This window comes from Fortiea contorta PCC 7126 (assembly GCF_000332295.1).
GTDB classification, from domain to species: Bacteria; Cyanobacteriota; Cyanobacteriia; order Cyanobacteriales; family Nostocaceae; genus Fortiea; species Fortiea contorta.
In genome coordinates, this window is the sequence record NZ_KB235930.1 from 2281219 (window position 1) to 2299197 (window position 17979).

The 17979-nt window shown below is 40.1% G+C and carries 13 protein-coding genes; 5 read left to right on the forward strand and 8 right to left on the reverse strand.

Annotation, left to right across the window (positions count from 1 at the left end):
• Positions 1-9 precede the first annotated feature (9 nt).
• From MIC7126_RS0110490 to MIC7126_RS0110505, 5 genes are all read left to right on the forward strand, one after another.
• The gene (locus MIC7126_RS0110490) at positions 10-4080 is read left to right on the forward strand and encodes a condensation domain-containing protein (protein ID WP_017653100.1); all 4071 of its coding nucleotides are present in this window, start codon (positions 10-12) and stop codon (positions 4078-4080) included.
• A gap of 16 nt (positions 4081-4096) precedes the next feature.
• Positions 4097-8137 carry a non-ribosomal peptide synthetase gene (locus MIC7126_RS0110495; protein WP_017653101.1) on the forward strand — a complete coding sequence of 1347 codons (4041 nt, stop codon included), beginning with the start codon at positions 4097-4099 and terminating at the stop codon, positions 8135-8137.
• Between the two features lie 449 nt (positions 8138-8586).
• On the forward strand, positions 8587-8793 hold the full coding sequence (locus MIC7126_RS30355) for a hypothetical protein (protein ID WP_154655872.1): 207 nt from the start codon (positions 8587-8589) through the stop codon (positions 8791-8793).
• Positions 8794-9090: 297 nt separating this feature from the next.
• On the forward strand, positions 9091-9837 hold the full coding sequence (locus MIC7126_RS0110500) for a DUF4384 domain-containing protein (RefSeq protein ID WP_017653102.1): 747 nt from the start codon (positions 9091-9093) through the stop codon (positions 9835-9837).
• Between the two features lie 429 nt (positions 9838-10266).
• Entirely contained in the window at positions 10267-10821 is a 555-nt protein-coding gene (locus tag MIC7126_RS0110505; RefSeq protein WP_017653103.1) for a hypothetical protein, read from the forward strand.
• Between the two features lie 114 nt (positions 10822-10935).
• Here the strand turns inward: MIC7126_RS0110505 and MIC7126_RS0110510 are convergent, their stop codons facing one another.
• From MIC7126_RS0110510 to MIC7126_RS0110540, 8 genes are all read right to left on the reverse strand, one after another.
• Positions 10936-11844 carry an ATP-binding protein gene (locus MIC7126_RS0110510; protein ID WP_017653104.1) on the reverse strand — a complete coding sequence of 303 codons (909 nt, stop codon included), beginning with the start codon at positions 11842-11844 and terminating at the stop codon, positions 10936-10938.
• Positions 11845-11849: 5 nt separating this feature from the next.
• Positions 11850-12434, reverse strand: coding sequence for a Mu transposase C-terminal domain-containing protein (locus tag MIC7126_RS31925; protein WP_238553632.1), 585 nt, complete (start codon positions 12432-12434; stop codon positions 11850-11852).
• A 137-nt stretch (positions 12435-12571) separates the two neighbouring features.
• Positions 12572-13693: an integrase catalytic domain-containing protein gene (locus MIC7126_RS31930; protein ID WP_238553633.1), complete on the reverse strand. Its 1122-nt coding sequence runs from the start codon at positions 13691-13693 to the stop codon at positions 12572-12574.
• A gap of 329 nt (positions 13694-14022) precedes the next feature.
• Positions 14023-14697, reverse strand: a complete 675-nt coding sequence (locus tag MIC7126_RS0110520; RefSeq protein ID WP_017653105.1) for a hypothetical protein — start codon at positions 14695-14697, stop codon at positions 14023-14025.
• 2 nt (positions 14698-14699) lie between these two features.
• Complete coding sequence (locus MIC7126_RS0110525; RefSeq protein ID WP_017653106.1) at positions 14700-15164, reverse strand: hypothetical protein; 465 nt, start codon at positions 15162-15164, stop codon at positions 14700-14702.
• Positions 15165-15167: 3 nt separating this feature from the next.
• Positions 15168-16193, reverse strand: coding sequence for a tyrosine-type recombinase/integrase (locus MIC7126_RS0110530; protein ID WP_017653107.1), 1026 nt, complete (start codon positions 16191-16193; stop codon positions 15168-15170).
• Between the two features lie 76 nt (positions 16194-16269).
• Positions 16270-17136, reverse strand: a complete 867-nt coding sequence (locus MIC7126_RS0110535) for a hypothetical protein (protein WP_017653108.1) — start codon at positions 17134-17136, stop codon at positions 16270-16272.
• 196 nt (positions 17137-17332) lie between these two features.
• The gene (locus MIC7126_RS0110540) at positions 17333-17977 is read right to left on the reverse strand and encodes a hypothetical protein (RefSeq protein ID WP_017653109.1); all 645 of its coding nucleotides are present in this window, start codon (positions 17975-17977) and stop codon (positions 17333-17335) included.
• Between the last annotated feature and the right edge of the window lie 2 nt (positions 17978-17979).

Genomic DNA, 17979 nt, shown 5'->3' on the forward strand with positions numbered 1-17979 from the left:
GAGGATAAGGTGAACAAGAAGAATATAGAAGGGATTTACCCGCTTTCGGGTTCACAACAAGGTATGCTGTTCGAGACTCTGGCTAGTGTTAGCTCAGAGATACATATTGAACAATCGACCTGGGCTTGGCATGGTCATTTGGATATTCAGGCGTTTGAGAAAGCTTGGCAAAGAATTATTGAACGTCATTCAATCTTCAGAGCCGGGTTTGTGTGGAAAGAGCAAGCAGAACCTTTAATGGTGGTGTTGCGAGAGATTGCTGTATCTATTGCCCAACAAGACTGGCGCGGTTTGGACTCCCAAACACAGCAACAGCGATTGCTAGATTTTATGTTAAGCGATCGCACTCAAGGTTTTCCACTATCCAAACCACCGCTCATGCGTTTGACGTTGCTGCGGATGGATGATGAACGCTACGAAGTCGTCTGGACTCAACATCACATTTTGATGGATGGTTGGTGTCAACCAATAATTTTTCAAGAATTACTCAATTTTTACCAAGCCTTTAGCAAAAGGCAAGATTTATATTTAGAAACTCCCCGCCCGTATCAAGATTACATTACTTGGCTCAAACAGCAAGATATTTCTCAAGTTGAACAGTTTTGGCGTAAGAACCTGCAAGGTTTTACTCAGCCTACTGCTTTAGGTAAATTAGTAGCCAATAGCTTTACTGATGCAACAGAAATATATAGTGAATATACAGTCAGTCTAGATGCAGAAATATTACAACAATTGCGAGATTGGGCAAAGACAAATCGTCTGACTCTCAATGTTTTAGTTCAGGCAGCATGGGCGCTGCTGCTGAGTCGCTATAGTACTGAATCCGATGTCATATTTGGCATTACAGTTTCCGGTCGCCCTCCAGACTTGATGGGTGTAGAATCAATTATCGGATTATTTATCAATACTTTGCCCTTGCGAGTTAAAGTGCCAGCAGATACATCTATTCTTGATTGGTTAAAAGAACTGCAAGCCCAAAACTTTGAATTGCGGCAATATGAATATACGCCTAGTGGACAAATTCATCAATGGAGTGAACTGAAGGGAGGGGCTGCTCTCTATGAGAGTATTTTAGTATTCCAAAACTATCCAACTGACTTATCTGCGGATCAATTTTCTGAGTTAAATATTGATATTCACCACACCAAATCTCAAGGCGCACGTACTAACTATCCGTTAACACTGCTCGTCAGTGCTGAACAAGAATTAATCCTACATTTAGTTTACGATCAACGTCGCTTTAATCAAGTTAACGTTAGCAAAATCCTCAAACACTACCAGACTGTTTTGCAAACAATTTTGCAACAGCCAGCCACTAAGATTCAGATGCTTTGGGAAAGTATTCCCAGCGATGAAATTCCCGAATATTCAGCTTTAACTAAATCCTCTCCCCAAAAATCCCCCGATACTAAAGCTCCACGTCATCCCTTAGAGCAAGTTGTCGCTACTATTTGCGCTCAAATATTAGGTGTTGATTATCTTGGTGTTGAAGATAATTTCTTTGAATTGGGGGGACATTCTCTATTAGCAACGCAGGTGATTTCTAGGTTGCGGGAAACTTTTAATCGCGATATTCCCTTACGTTGTCTATTTGAAACTCCCACCGTTGCCGGGTTAGCAGAATATATTCACAAGGCAAGATTAGCAGATCAAGAATTAGCAGAAATACCTCTACAACCATTTCCCCGCACAGCTTATCTCCCTGTATCCTATGCTCAACAGCGATTGTGGTTTTTAAATCAACTAGATACTGATAACGTTGCCTATAATGACTCGGATGCTTTATTACTTAAGGGAGAATTGAATTTAACTGCCCTAAAACAAAGTTTCCAAGAAATTATCCATAGACATGAAGCTTTACGCACTACATTTACTACTGTAGAGGGAGAACCTGTTCAAGTAATTCATCCCACACGAGATTTTCAATTATCTATTGTTGATTTTACTCACCTAGCTGATCCACATTCTCACCTTTCGCAATTTTTCGTAGAGGAAGCGCAACGTCCTTTTAACTTAGAACGAGATTTATTGCTGCGAGTCAATTTAGTGCAATTAGCAGATTCAGAATATGCACTACAACTGATTATGCACCACATCATCTCTGATGCTTGGTCAATGGGTGTACTCGTTCACGAATTAACAAAACTTTATCCGGCGTTTTGTGCTGGTAAGCCCACACCTTTACCAGAACTAGCTATTCAGTATGCAGACTTTGCAGTTTGGCAGCGAAAATGGCTACAGGGAAAGATACTGCAAAAGCAGCTAGCTTATTGGAAACAGCAGTTAGGTAGTAATTTGCCTGTCTTAAACTTGCCTACTGACCATCCACGACCCACAATTTCTGATAACGTTCCATCCCCAGTAGCTAGCGTCAATTTTAAACTATCTGCACAGCGATCGCGATCGCTACACAAATTTAGCCAAAAACAGGTTGTTACCTTATATATGACTTTATTGGCTGCTTTACAGACGTTATTACATCGTTATACAGGGGCTACTGATATTGTAGTTGGGACTGATGTTGCTAATCGCAACCGGGTAGAAACTGAAGGTTTGATTGGTTTTTTTGTTAACCTTTTAGTTTTACGAACTGACTTATCTGGTAATCCGACTTTCCGACAATTATTGCAACGGGTACGTGAAGTAGCTTTAGGAGCTTACGCTCATCAAGACTTACCTTTTGAGAAATTAGTAGCAGAACTGCGTCCAGATAGAAGCCTGAGTCAAACACCATTATTTCAAGTTTTGTTCGTCATGCAAAATGCACCCATGCCGACATTAGAGCTTAACGGTTTAACGCTCAGTCCGTGGGAAATTGAGAACGAAACAGCCAAATTTGATTTAACTTTATTTATGGCAGAAACAGAAAATGAAATTGTCGGTTGTTGGAAATACAACTCTGACTTATTTGATGCTGCCACCATCACTAAAATGTCAAATCATTTTGCAACTTTATTAGATAGTATTGTTCAACAACCAGATGCACGTTTGAATACTTTAGAAATGCTTACTGAATCAGAAAAGCAGCAACAAGCTATGCAGGAAATTAAACGCGAAAAAAGTAATTTTAGCAAGTTTAAGGCTATTAAACCGAAAGCCATCCGCCTTTCAGAGAAAGACCTAATCCAGACAGAATATTTGCAGCCTGAACAGTCCTTACCTTTAGTAATTAAACCTGTTACTGATGATATTGAGTTGGTAGATTGGGCAAAGAGTAGCCTTGAGTTTATTGAAAGTAAGCTATCACAACATGGGGCAATTTTATTTAGAGGGTTTAAAGTAGACTCTGTTACAGATTTTGAGCAATTCGCTCAAGCAATTTGTCCCAATTTGTTTGCTGAATACGGTGACTTACCTCGTGAAGAAATAGGTGGTAAAGTCTACGGTTCTACACCTTACCCGGCTGATAAAGCAATTTTATTCCATAATGAAAGCTCCCATCTGCACTGCTGGCCGATGAAAATTTGGTTTTTCTGCGTGCAACCTGCTCAAGCCAGGGGAGAAACACCAATTGTTGATTGTCGCCAGATTTATCAGATGCTTGAGCCAGAAATAATAGAGCAATTTACGCAAAAGCAATTATTATATGTTCGTAACTATATTCCGGGAATAGATGTTAGTTGGCAAGATTTTTTTCACACTCAAGATAAAACAGTTGTAGAAGATTATTGTCGTCAACATAGAATTGATTTTGAATGGAAAGATGGAGATGTTTTACAAACTAGTGAATTGCGTCCAGCAGTCGCAAAACATCCTAAAACTGGAGAAATGGTGTTTTTTAATCAGTTGCAGTTACACCATATTGCTTGCATGGAAACAGAAATGCGCGAGTCGCTGCTGTCATTGTTCGGTTTAGATAATTTACCACGACACGTTTATTATGGCGATCGCACTCCGATTCCCGATTCAGTAATTGAGAAAATTTCTGCTGTTTATCAACAAGCTACTATTAGTTTCCCCTGGCAGAAAGGCGATATTTTAATGTTAGATAATATGCTGACAGCACATGGACGCAATCCCTATGTTGGTTCTCGCAAGATTGTAGTTGCTTTAGGGGAAATGGTCAGCCAAGAAACCTGAGGAGAAAAATTCTAAAATGTCACCAATAGAAATAGAAAATCAAGTAATCGAAGGGTTTAGGCTTTCACCTCAGCAAAAGCGTCTGTGGTTGTTACAACAAGATAACCCAGTTTACTGTGTACAAGCTGCAATTCTCCGCCAAGGAAACCTCAAAAGCGAAACTTTGCAAGCGGCTTTACAACAAGTTATCAACCGACATGAAATTCTGCGGACAGCGTTTGTGCGTCCACAAAGAATTACAACCCCAATTCAAGTTATCAAAGCGAGTAGCCAATTTTTATGTCAGCAAATTGATTTGTCAACTTGGGAATCACAACAGCAACTAAGCCGAATAGACGCTTTATTGCAGCAAGAAAGATTTATCCCCTTCGATTTAGAAAGAGGTGTAAATTTACGTTGTTCGCTGCTGAAACTGTCAGCACATAAATATATTTTAATTGTGACTATGCCATCAATCTGTGCTGATAGTTGGACTTTAAAGAATTTGGTGCAAGAAATTAGTTATTTCTATAATGCCTCTGTGAATGAAATAACTGAGGAGGAAGTTGTACAATATATCCAGTTTTCTGAATGGCAAAATCAATTACTAGAAGACACAGAATCTATATCTGGTCTGGAATATTGGCAGAATCCTGATTTATTACTAGTTGAGACTTTAAAACTGCCTTTTGAACTTAAATCTTCTCAAGTAGTCAATAAATTTAATTTTCATACAGTTGAGTTGCAAATACCATCGCATCTACTAGATAAAGTTGAGATAATTACACAGCAGTCTCATACAGATATTTCTACTTTCTTTTTGGCTTGTTGGTATGTTATAATATACAGATTTATTAACCAAACAGATATCATTATTGGCGTAGGTTGTGATGGACGTAAGTATGAAGAATTGCAAACTAGTTGTGGTCTATTTGCTAAATATTTACCAATACATTGTCAACTCCAAAAAAACTATAGTTTTAGTGAATGCTTACAAATATTAAATACTAGCTTAAAAAATGTTGAGCAATGGGAAGAGTATTTTAACTGGGAACAATTCGCTCAATTTACAGGCTCAAAATTAGATTCATGTTTGTTGGCATTTAGTTTTGATTTTCATCAGCAAGCCGCAACTTATTCAGCGGGAGAAGTATCCTTTTCGATTGAGCAAGATTATGCTTGTATTGAACCATTTAAATTAAAACTGGAGTGTGTGCGTGCAGCAGAGTTTGTCACGGCAAAACTTCATTATGACGTGAACTGCTTTTGTGCAGAGGATATTCAGCGTTTAGCCAGACATTTGCAGACATTGATAGCAAGTGCGATCGCACTTCCATCGACTAAAATTAATCAACTGGAAATTTTGAGCGATCGCGATCGTCAACAGCTACTGATAGAGTTTAATCATACACAAGTTGACATACCGCAAAACCAATGTATTCACCAGCTATTTGAAACACAAGTAACACGCACCCCAAATCAAATAGCCGTCGTCTATGAACAACAGCAATTAACTTATACAGAACTCAACCAACGCGCTAACCAACTTGCTCATTATCTGCAGACAATGGGAGTCCAGCCAGAGGTAATAGTTGGGATTGTAGTCGAACGTTCTCTAGATATGATTGTGGGGATTTTAGGTATTCTCAAAGCTGGAGGAGCATATCTACCAATTGACCCAGCTTTACCGCTAGAAGCCATTGCCTTGCGCTTACAGGATGCTCAAGTTTCCCTAGTAATTACCCAAACACATTTAGTAGAGAAACTGCAACAGTTACACTTGCAATGTGTGTGTTGGGATGATGTTCCAGAAAATGAATCAGCCGCTAACCTTGATAGTGGTGTGACTGATACTAATTTGGTCTATACAATTTACACATCCGGCTCAACAGGTAATCCTAAAGGAGTAAGTATTGAACATTCATCTCTAGTTAATTATGTCAATGCCATTCTGACTCGCATTGAACTACCGTCACCTGCTCACTTTGCTACTGTTTCTACCTTAGCTGCTGATTTAGGTAATACAGTTATCTTTCCATCTCTGTGTACAGGTGGATGTCTACACATTATATCTGCCGAGCGGACAACTAACCCAGAGGCGCTAGCCGCTTACTGTCGCAGCCATCCCATAGACTGTTTAAAAATTGTTCCTTCTCACTTAGAAGCTTTACTTACCGCTGCCGATCCCAAAGCTATTTTGCCACGGCAAAGATTAATTCTCGGTGGTGAAACTGTTAGTTGGGAGTTGATTGAAAAAGTTCATCAAATCGCTCCTAATTGTGTGATTTTCAATCATTATGGTCCCACTGAAGCCACTATAGGAGTGACTACATTCAAGATTAATCATCCTACTAATCAGTTAGAAAGACTGCCAGGAACTGTTCCCTTGGGTTCTCCTCTAGCTAACACACAAATCTATCTGTTGGATGAAAACTTGCAACCCGTGCCCATATATGTGCCAGGAGAAGTGTATATTGGTGGTCATGGGGTAGCACGTCACTATCTCCACCAACCGGAGTTAACAGCACAAAAATTCATCTCTAATCCTTTTAGCACTCAACCAGAAACAAAACTTTATCAAACAGGAGATTTGGCACGTTGGCTAAGTGATGGTAACATCCAGTTTTTGGGACGCATCGATAACCAAGTGAAGCTGAGGGGTTTTCGCATAGAACCTGATGAAATTGCATCTGTGCTGTGCCAACATCCAAAGGTACAACAGGCTGTAGTAATTGCTAGAGAAGATGAACTGGGGAATATATGTTTAGTTGCTTATATAGTAGCCAAAGAAGCGATCGCATCTCATTCTCAACTGATCATCGAGTTGCGCGATTTCCTACGAAATAAGTTACCTGAGTACATGATTCCTGCTGCTATAGTGTTGCTAAAAGCTTTACCACTCACACCAAATGGCAAAGTTAATCGACGTGAACTACCTCCACCTATTGATAGTGACTCAAAATTAGAAACAGCATTTGTTGCGCCACGCAATCACTTGGAACTGCAAATAACGCAAATTTGGGAAGATATTTTAAATATCAAACCCATTGGAGTCACAAATAACTTTTTTGACTTAGGTGGTCATTCTTTACTAGCGGTACGACTAATAGCCAAACTTCAGCAACAGTTTCAGCAAGATATTCCCCTATCTTCGCTTTTTCAAGCAGGAACAATTGAAGATTTAGCTGGTATCATTACTCAACAACAGCAATTTGTATCTTCTACTGGGGTGATAGAAATTCAACCAAAAGGTACAAAACCACCTTTCTTCTGTGTACGTCCCTATGGTGGTAATGTCCTCTGTTACTATCACTTGGCACGTTACTTGGGTACAGATCAGCCTTTTTATGGACTGCAAGAAACTAGAACATTATTTGAAAAACCATTACAGCCTTACTCTCAAATTGCAGACATGGCAAATCACCACATTTTGTCCATGCGTGCAGTGCAACCTCAAGGGCCTTACTTTTTAGGCGGTTGGTCAATGGGAGGTGTGATAGCTTTTGAAATTGCCAATCAGTTACAAAGTCAAGGTGAACAAGTAGCTTTGTTAGCCTTGTTTGATAGTAAAGCTCCAATTGCAAATCAGATAACTACTAATTATCAAGTAGAAGATGATACTAAATTATTAACTGAACTTGCCATAGCTACAGCTCAATCTTTTGGCAAAGAATTGTTGCTATCAGCACCAGAAATCCAGCATATGGAAGCAGAGGAGCAATTGCGCTATATTTTGCAGCAAATGAAAGAAGCTAGTTTAACTTCTCCAGATGTCACACTTGAGCAGATAGGTTATTATTTACAAGTTTGTAGAAGTGATCAGCAAGCTATCAGGAATTATCAACCACAAATTTACCCCCACAGTATTACTCTTTTCTCTACTGAGGATAGTCAAAACTTTGCATCTAAATTAACTGAGCTAGCACAAGGTTGGCGTGAACTTTCTACCCAACCAGTGCAGGTTCACTTTGTTCCTGGAGATCATCAAACAATGATTGCTTTACCCCATGTTCAGATTTTGGCAGAACAACTAAAGATTTGCCTTGAGCATACTCAAATGGAAAATAGGGGTAGATAGGTGGATGCCTAAGCCAGAAAGTCACCTCTCTGACTCGGCTACAAAACCGTGCATGAAACGTTAATTTCACACGGCTCCTCAATGATTTGGTGCTTGTCACGCACACCTCTGAATTCCGAGTTAAAAAGGATGAAAGTTGAGATAATCCTCATCTATCTCTGGAACTGTAACAGCAAATTTATCTGCTGCCGTTTTAGCATCATGGCAATGTCCATGAAGTATCAGAAACTTCATGGGCATCTAACCGAATGGCACTAAGAAAAGCTATAAGCCATACACAACAAGGGATACAGCTTTTAATGCTAGAGAGCGCAGTAATGGGATGATCCAGGCGATCGCATCCTTCAAGATGATGTATGGCTGCCCCAAAAATTTTTCAAGGTAGAAAAAGCTTACTCGTCTATGAAATACTTTTTTGAGACGAATAAGCCAACATCATAAACACCACTGTGACACTAAGAGTACAAATTCTCAAGGATAAATTCAGCCAGAGTTTGGGGCTACCTTTTAAAGAACTATTGCCAGAAACCACAATTAGACAAGCAATCTCTGAATTAAAGATTAAATATAAAAAGCGATTATTCGACCCGTTAATAACGGTGTGGGCATTTTTATCTAACAGAATACATCCGTCAGGAGCCAGAATTCAGCCATGAATTCTGTGCGACTGGTGAGAAGCACCGTGCGGAGAGAAGCGCCGTGCGGGGGTTCCCACGGCAGTCCGTTCAAGTCGGGAAACCCGCCCACACGGCTGCCTCCCCGTTGTGGCGACTTCGGGGGGTTCCCACGGCAGTCCGTTCAAGTCGGGAAACCCGCCCACACGGCTGCCTCCCCGTTGTGGTGACTTCGGTGGATGAATAATGGTCTAAATCCCCCGGATTTATCCGTGGATAAGTAAAAAAGCAAAGCAACTTTATAAGAAGAATTCAGAACACAGGAGTCAGAATGAGCGTATGAATTCTGTACGAGTGGGTGATGAATATTGGTTAAAATCTAAGTTTAAATCATTATTGGCGGCGCGAATTATTAAGCAAATGGTAGGCAATACCAATACATCCAGGTTAAAAGTTACTGCCTCAATGAACATTGCTAAAAGCCAAACAATTATCAGCAAAGCCTTTACAGTTCGCGGTCGTACCAATACCCAACAACCTAAAAAACCAGTGACTATTACAGATAATGGTATTTCTAAATTACCTCTAGGGACACAAATAGCCTTTCAAATAGAAAATCAGGAGTCAGTTGACCTTTACGTGAGCATTTTTGTGATTGATGCTGAAGGTGAAATAGCCACTATCTTTCCTGACAATAAGTTGATTTCTCTATCAGAAAAAGCGGCTTTAATCCGAGCAGGAGAAAAGCGAATTATTCCTGATGATGAGGCAGAAGATACGTTTACACTGGAAATCCTTGAACCATTAGGAATCACGGAAGCATTAATTGTCGCTAGTACATCGCCGTTGAGCGAATCCATCAAAGCCATCCAGAAAATAGCCAAAAGAGGGGGTACTACCAAACGTGGTGCAATCCCCATAACCGACGAGTTTTTAGACATAGCATATACATTACTGCAAGACTTAGACACCGCTACTCGTCGTGGGACAAACGGTGGCGCGGGACAGTTACCAGCGGGAGTGCAAGGTATGGATACAAACAAACTGGCTGCAATGTCAATTACTATAGAAGTCGTTAAGGGTTAATTGTATTTGAGAAATGCGATCGCCTGAATAACTTGGATCAAAAAACTATCGTTAAAGATGGCGATCGTGCTTGGGTGTGAACACACCATATCCCGCCATCACCTTGGCTGTCCATTAAAGAATTATTTGTCAGTTTTAAAGAATTAGTGTCCAGTTACTTGATGTTTTGAGTCCAGTGCAAATAGAGAAATGCTCAATCACCTGTGATTCAGTTTTAAAGAATTAGTGTCACTTGCACTGACAACAGCGACAGTCAAGAAAGAGCAAGTGCTAGAAGAACGGTTTCATGATCCACATCATCAAGAGCGCAATTGGCTGTGTGACTTGAGAACTGCTATATAGGTAAATTATAGGTAATACCTGTAAAGATAGAAACAGTGTTAGAGCCTGGTGACAGTGCCTATAACAGTACCTAGACAAGAGATAAATATGAGCAACACTGGACGTAATAAACGACTAGCTTCATTCAACTGCGATGTAGAACTTTGGGAAAAGTTCACCCGCCAGTGTCGAGATAACAGTACAACAGCCACTGCCGTACTAATTGATTTTATCTCCCACTACGTAGATAATTCCTTAGACGAACTAGCTATGAGTTTAGAGAAGATAACAGCTCAAGGAAAAATAGATTGGGAACAGCTGATTAAACAACAGGTAGATAAGTATCTAGAACAACGTTTGCCCTCTTACCTAGATAAATATATAGCTGAGTTACAGCAAACAGGTAAAGAACACCAAATAAATCCTCAAAATCAAGAGTATTGGTTAGTCAAAGAACGAGCTAAATATTTAGGAATAGAAATAACTGACAATCAACTCATACATATCGAATTGTATGCCAATGACGCTTTTAAACAAAGGCATGGAACTTTACCTAAGAAAAAGCTATTTCGTAATATTGAGTCTTTCACTTATCCCCAAAGTGATGTTGATATTTTAGATGCAGCTATATTAAAAATAACGGGGATTGAAAGAGAAAACTGAAAAGACTTACTTACCTTTATGAAAGTGGGGTTACTGATGCACGCGCTAGAGACGAATGGTAATTTTAACTAGTAAGATGCTCTATTAACAATTCTTATATGTGGGATTATTCAGCTAAATGGACATTCTGCTAGTAGGTTTACTACGAGTCAACAAAATGGATTTCAAAGATGAAACATTGAGAGCTAAGTCAGGCTTTTCTAGGGAAAAGATGGCAATCTTTCGTAGCATTTCATATAGAGTTTCAGCCTGTCCCCCTGACCTTTCATAAAGAATGTTTACGACGGCACTATCACTTGCGAGATTTAATGGTTGTTTCCATTCGCCTAGAACTTGAGACTCCCAACTTGATACGACTTCGGCTATTTCTTGCTTCTGGAATGAGCTAAATTCATGCCAATCTAAGAATGTATTGGCTACATCCGTGTATTTCTTACTTTGACGAGTGAGAATTTCGTGTAGATAAAGCGAACCTACAGGAATTACGGAAATTTTTAAGTGGCGAGCAATTTCAACAAGCTCGTTAAAAGATTGATAGCTGAGGTAATGTGCATTCCCAACGATTAGCACACTAACGTTGTAGTAACTGAGTGTCATCCAAGTACGATTTCTTAAAAGTTTTAATTGACATACTCCCGTAAAAGGATTACTCAGTTCTGACAAAATTGCTAGAAATAAATCTGTTGGAGAACCAGGCTGTTGAACTTGTGCATAAACAACAGGCATGGGAATTGTATGTAAACTTCCTCGTTTCCGCACATATCTCAGGCGATAAAATTGACAAGCTTTTCTCAAATCTGCACAACTAACTGCAACAACATAACCATTAGCTCTAGAGTCACGTTGCAAATCTAACCAGTTGAAAAGTTGTCGGTCTCGGATGAAAAGGTAATAGGTATCACTTTTTCTCAGACGCTCAATTAAAGATTCTATTTCTGGCGAATGTTTTGATAGCGCCCCCAGGTCAGTTTCCGGCTCTTGCTCTTCTAACAATTGTTGATAATTTAGTGATGATTGCGCCATAAAGACTACCAATTCTCTTCCATAATTTGGTTCCAGTCATAAGCAATGGTTGGAATCGGTTTAACGCATTGTTGTTTGGGTTCACTGACCAAGTTGAAAGCTGATTGTTCAGATAGTTCAGGAGCATCTGTTTCCCTTTCTAAAACAACAGCAGTCTCCTTTTCTTCAGGAAATAATTCAATAACTTTGCTTTGATTTAATTTGCGGTTAATCCGTTTTTGTTCTGAAGCTCGTCGTTGTTTAAGTGTCTTGATTTTCTCTTGAGCAAACTCATTTAAAGCTAGTCGCTCTGATAATATTGATGACTGGTCAATAGCTTTACCACCAGAGCGAATTTTTTGCTTTGTTGCCTTCCACTCTTTCAACGACAGTCGTTCTTCATCTAAATCTCTGGCTTTTACCGTACCTAGAAAAACAGATGCTTGATTGTTCTTCTCCACGCTATAAACTAGGAGAGTAACAATATTGCTGGGATTGTATCTGAGAGTGACTTGTTGTCCCTCAAATTTTTGTAGCCAAGTAGCACTATAGATTAAACACTCAAACTGTACACAGCCATACGCTTGCACACAGCGCGGTACTGTCTTCATTAAGCATATATCTAACGCACGTTCTTCTAGCAGCTGAGGTTGTTTGCCAATTAACCCTGCCCACCACCGTTGAATTCGTGTCTGATTCTTGACTCTTGGATAGAGATGTTGATTGTAGTGGTCAACAAAATATCGAGTTAATATTCTTTCAAATTCTTCGTAGGTGATGCAGGCATACTTTTCGGCATCTGATGGTCTTTTTGGACATTGGAGCCTTTATAGCCTGGTAGCATTGACAAAACTTCCTTATTTGCCTTGTCAAACAGGCTTTCAATTAAACCTCCTTGCTGCGGATAAGCACGTAACCGTAGTTGAATGTTCAAATCCATTGCAATTTGTCGCAAATGCCCAGATTTAAATTCCTTAGCTCGGTCTGTGACAATATACTCAGGCAAACCCGCAAGCATCCACTCATGTTGTATTTGGTAATCAGGCGGATACTGCTTGGGCCTCATAGCATGACGCAGAGCTAGCGCTACTTCATGAGATCCTGCTGCCTCAAAGCCTAGATAGAACCCCATTGCACACCCGGAATAGCTATCGATGACAACAGTAATGTAGAGACTACCAGCTAGTTCCAAATTTTCATTTACTAATAAACTGTCTAAACGAGTATGGTCTATTTGCCAGACTTGATTACTACGCTCAACTACTAACTCTCCTGCTGTTGTCTTAATTACAATCCGAGAACCTTGCCCTGGATGCCGGACTTTTTTCTTTTCAACTAAGGGAGCTAGCACTTGATAAACAAAAACATGGCTTGGGTATTCACCCTCTTTCAACCCTAATTCTAATTCGGCATGTCCCTGAACCTGGTTATAAACTTGGTTGCGATTCATGCGACGGCTATTTTTATTGCCATCTTTATAGGTTTTTTCGATAAAATCTATCCAATACTCCACGCTCTGATGCCATTGCTTTTTCCCTCTGCGTTTCCCAGCATCTGAGCGTGTGGCTTTGGCTATTGCTGCTAATCCTTCTTTGTCAGCTTTAGACAACATGCGGGTAATGGTTCGTGGATGCTTCCCTAACTTTTGCGCCCACTGTTTGATACGTTCTTGTTTGCTATCACCAGAAGCAGTACGGATATCCTCTATTGCATCCATTTTTAAAAGAATCTCTGTTTTCGTTTGGGCATCCTCAATTTGCTCAATCAAGATTTTGCGGTCTTGTTGAGTGGACACCGTCAACTCCGTCCCTATGGGTGCCACCTCAAACAGATTGTTTTGTTCATCTTGTCTAGCTTTCTTTTCTAGCATTGATGCTTTTAAGTATTACAAACGTGCTACTTGCGCCCGAAAAGGCATTTAATTATTTAAGCTTAGTCGAGCCACTTTTTCAAGAAAAGGCATTTAATTATTTAAAAGTCTTCAAGATATATAAAAGCGGCAAAAAGCACCAACCCCTTTATTTATAAGGTTTTTAGCCTCTTACACCACTTGACACTAATTCTTGAAAAATGACAAATAATTCTTTAATGGACATATACTAAATAGACATCAAAAGCCTGTATAGAGAAGAATCAAAATAGAAAGAACGATTTTCACCAAAAAAAACTGTGGAGAAAGTCTGTTTGAAATAGTTCTACCTACTTTTGAACATTTGCAATTACCCAGACATTTTGACTGTGATAAAAGTCTCCACGTTGTTGGAGTTGAAAACTACCTAACAACAATCCTAGCCATACCTCCACCATTGGCATCTGTAACACATGTTGTAATTTAGCTAGAGAAATTTCATCTTTGACATTTACCAAGTAGTTAGCGATCGCACTTTGCCACTTGAGCACATCTTCATCCCCAGCCAACTTGTGAACATCTTCTATACTGTTGACTGACGACAACATTTCTAAGACTTGCTCTTTTTCCACTGGTGCTACCACTGAATCACTCTTCTGGACAACATTTGAAAACTGATGTACCCCGTGTGGTTTAAAAGTCTGCGGTATCAATGGTTCAATCAAATCATCCAAATCCAGTTGCATTGTTGTTCGCACCAATCCAGCGAATATATCAGTGCTGACAATTGGGCCATCGGGACTATTGCTCGAGCGCACATCTTGCAAAAGTGACTGAGCGCGCATTTTCAGAATATCTGCAATTTGGTTGAACGCAACACCTACGGTTTCTAACTGTGCTTCTACAGATAAATCATGGAGTTCTGCATCCAAACATTCCCACACTGGAGCAAGCGTTGAATCTGGTGGCGCTTCCGACATCTCATCAAGCACATCCCAGATTGTTAATTGGCGATATGCAGTCATCTTTATAACTCCGGATTTAACGGACAAGGACGCACTGGACAGTGAATTGGACTAATCTCAAACATATCCTTATATTGATATAGCGAGACACCATATTCTCTAGCAAATGCCTGCAATACCTGGTCTGTATATGCACGTATCTTACCGGATGTCAACCCAAAACAGTGAATTGGTGACAAGCGACAAATTGGTTTTTGTCCCAGCCATAGTTCAGCACCCAAGGCGTGCAATGGTTTCTCTCCCGGTTCTTTATATAAATACAGTACTGCAAAATACGTTGCTGGTGGTTCAACTGTTATCGAATCAATGCCAGATTTTTCTTCAGTTCGGCTGCGGTAAAACGAGCGGCGATTATGGCATACACGAGGATTCCAGCATCCATCCCCTTCAGTCCCATGCAATACCTTAGCTTTAGCAGTTGGTAACTTGGCACACAACTGACACTTGGTATTCAGTGGCTTTGGCATATGCTACTCCACTTCTTCCTCACCTATGGCACGATAGTAAGCAGCGATCGCTGCTTCTTGTTCACTACGGAGTGTATATCGTCGAAACGCCTTCTCGCTTTGATGTCCCGTCAACTTCCGCGCATGAGTTGGGTCTACACCCAGTAGCAATAAATCCGTTGCATAGGTATGCCGAAATTGGTGGGGATGTAAATCTTCAATAACAGCTAGTTCACCTATTTTTTCTATGGCAAAGTAAATGCCATGATAACTCAAGCGTTCGCCCTTATAGGAGGCATGGTGTGAAATCATCAATGGGGAGTCGCTGTTCAACTCTTCACCCTGTCGAGAGCGCGATCGCAAATACTCTTGTAACACTTCGCGGCTTTCAGAACGCAATGGCACTAGGCGCGGTTCATTAGTTTTGGTATTTGGTAAAAACAGCAGTTTACCATCAAAAGACCCAACATTTAGCTGTACAATTTCCCCAGCGCGAAGTCCATGACTGAGGATATGAACAAGTGCAGTATCCCGTTGTTTTGTTTCTCCTAGCAATTCTAAAGCTGACCACACCGATTGCATTTGTTCTGCTGTTAAACTTTGTGCAGGTGGTAGAGGTACTTTTTCTAGCTTTACCCCCTGTGTGGGATTAGTAGTAATAATCTCTGGATAAGTGAGAGTCAACCATTTGAAAAAACTCTTGATAGCTGCAAGACTTGCATTGACGCTGCTTTTAGAAAGTGGTTTACCTGCGTCTGTGCAGACTTCTGACATCAAATACTGTTTGTACTGCCCTAAGTGACGTGAACGTAGTTCATGATAGTTCAACTGTGTCCATCCTAAAAAGCGTTTCAGTTCTCGTTCATATAGCTTGCGGCTGTTAGGAGCAAGGTTATTACTGCGTAAAAATTCCAGCACTTTCACCCACTGGATATCAGTTGGTGCAGTTGTTTTTGCAGGTCTTTTACTAACTCCTAACTCTCTATTCAGTGCGGTATCTTCAATAGGAATTAATTTAATTGGTGGTAAAGAATCTGCGCTGTAATTCATTAATTTTCACCTCCCCTCTTCAATTAGCCAGAAGCTTTTGGTTACCCACATCAATGTACCTCTCTCCGCATTAAAATTACAAACCAGCTTCAGTCAATGCTTGGCTCAAAACATCAACCAAATCCAAACTTTCTCCCCATTTTGTCAGGTATGTGTAATCCAAATTTTCTGCTTGCAACTTTAATATCCCTAACACATCGCGCCACTGTTTTTCAGATTTACTTTCTTTACGAGGGCGCAATTTTTGTAAAATTGTATCTTCTGCCGAAGCTACCCAAAACTTTGGTATTCCTTCTAAGTCAATTAGCTGGCGACGTACCATTTGGGATACTGCAAATGCTGAATCGTCTGTAATATATAAGTCAGCATTTGCAATAGTTTCAGTATGTGTAATATTTAGGATTCGCTCACGTCCTTGCTTTAAACCCTCAACTGCACCTGTTGGGCAGTAGTGTCCTGCACCTTCAAGTGTTGCTACCAACAAATCAATTTGCTCTGGTTGAACTTCAATTACCAAATCTAAATCACGAGTCGAACGCGGTTCTCCATGTAGGGAAGCTGCAACACCACCAGTTACATAGTAAGGGATATTAGTTGACTCAAAAATTTGGTGTAGCTCTGCTGCTAACGAGATAGAATCTTGAATCCACATACTTTCATCATCACCTTTGGGATGAAAATCAATCCGATATTTTTCTGCTAGTACAGCACGGGTAAATACATGACGTATTTGCTCTAAAGGTGCTTCACGATGCCGAGATTTAATTCCTGCAAGGCAAAGTTTCTTCACTCCTCGCTCATGAACCATGAACATTTCTAAGCGTTGGGAAAGTGAAAGTTGCCGCAGGCGAGAGAACAGATATATGTCTGCCTCAATATTTGTATCAGTTGCTTGCGGTTGGTAAGTCAATTTTGAACTGATTGTTGTTTTAGCTAACTGCATATTCTGTAACCTGACGCTTAATGGGTAGTAAAGAATCTGCACTCGAAATCATTTTTAAATTTCCCACTGTAGCTAGGCAATCTAATTAAAGAAGTCAGAAGTCGGAAGTCGGAAATATAGTTTTGTAATGGGGATTTAGACTCACCACAAAACTGACTGATTATAGAACTCTTGGACAAAAAAGCGCCGTAGTTTGTTAAGCACTTTGAGAAGAGTTTGATGGCTTGAGAATAGCAACTAAAATCTGCATTAATTCCTGCAAATCAGTGGGAATACGATATAACATTAAATCTTGAGTTACTACCCGATTATCTCTTTGAAAACTACCAAACTGCCAAATATCTCCTGTTGTCACTGCACCGTACAATGTAGGTTCATCCGATTCTATCCAAGAATCTATGGCAATTAATTCCACAGCTAGTTGTGTAAATCCTCTTGTTAAATCTGCTTGTTTAGCTTCCACAACCAGTATTTGATGTTGAGATTGTAAGTAATAGTCCAAATCTCCTCGGAGGAATTGATTAATTTCTATCGGATATTCAATATTAATTATTGCTTCGGTAATATGTGCCACTTCTAATAAAATCGGAGCAATTAACACTTCCCGTCGTGCTGCTTCACTGGTGAGACTGACACGAGTAATTGCTTCTTCTAACCGCTCTTTTAAGTTAGTTAATCGAGTAATTGGATGATTACTCAACGGCAAATTTAGGCTCATTTTAACTAGACCTGTACCCAATTCGCGGAGAATATCAGCAGGAGCAAATCTTAAATCAAAGTATTTGCGGAAGGTGTAAGTTTCTTCTGGTTTGAGGATAGGGGGACGGTGCGGTGCGTTCATAA

Bases quoted from the DNA above. Each gene is read 5' to 3' on its own strand.
- MIC7126_RS0110495 (WP_017653101.1), top strand. From the start codon at position 4,097: ATGTCACCAATAGAAATAGAAAATCAAGTAATCGAAGGGTTTAGGCTT.
- MIC7126_RS0110500 (WP_017653102.1), top strand. From the start codon at position 9,091: ATGAATTCTGTACGAGTGGGTGATGAATATTGGTTAAAATCTAAGTTT.
- MIC7126_RS0110505 (WP_017653103.1), top strand. From the start codon at position 10,267: ATGAGCAACACTGGACGTAATAAACGACTAGCTTCATTCAACTGCGAT.
- MIC7126_RS0110510 (WP_017653104.1), bottom strand. From the start codon at position 11,844: ATGGCGCAATCATCACTAAATTATCAACAATTGTTAGAAGAGCAAGAG.
- MIC7126_RS31925 (WP_238553632.1), bottom strand. From the start codon at position 12,434: ATGAAGACAGTACCGCGCTGTGTGCAAGCGTATGGCTGTGTACAGTTT.
- MIC7126_RS31930 (WP_238553633.1), bottom strand. From the start codon at position 13,693: ATGCTAGAAAAGAAAGCTAGACAAGATGAACAAAACAATCTGTTTGAG.
- MIC7126_RS0110520 (WP_017653105.1), bottom strand. From the start codon at position 14,697: ATGACTGCATATCGCCAATTAACAATCTGGGATGTGCTTGATGAGATG.
- MIC7126_RS0110525 (WP_017653106.1), bottom strand. From the start codon at position 15,164: ATGCCAAAGCCACTGAATACCAAGTGTCAGTTGTGTGCCAAGTTACCA.
- MIC7126_RS0110530 (WP_017653107.1), bottom strand. From the start codon at position 16,193: ATGAATTACAGCGCAGATTCTTTACCACCAATTAAATTAATTCCTATT.
- MIC7126_RS0110535 (WP_017653108.1), bottom strand. From the start codon at position 17,136: ATGCAGTTAGCTAAAACAACAATCAGTTCAAAATTGACTTACCAACCG.
- MIC7126_RS0110540 (WP_017653109.1), bottom strand. From the start codon at position 17,977: ATGAACGCACCGCACCGTCCCCCTATCCTCAAACCAGAAGAAACTTAC.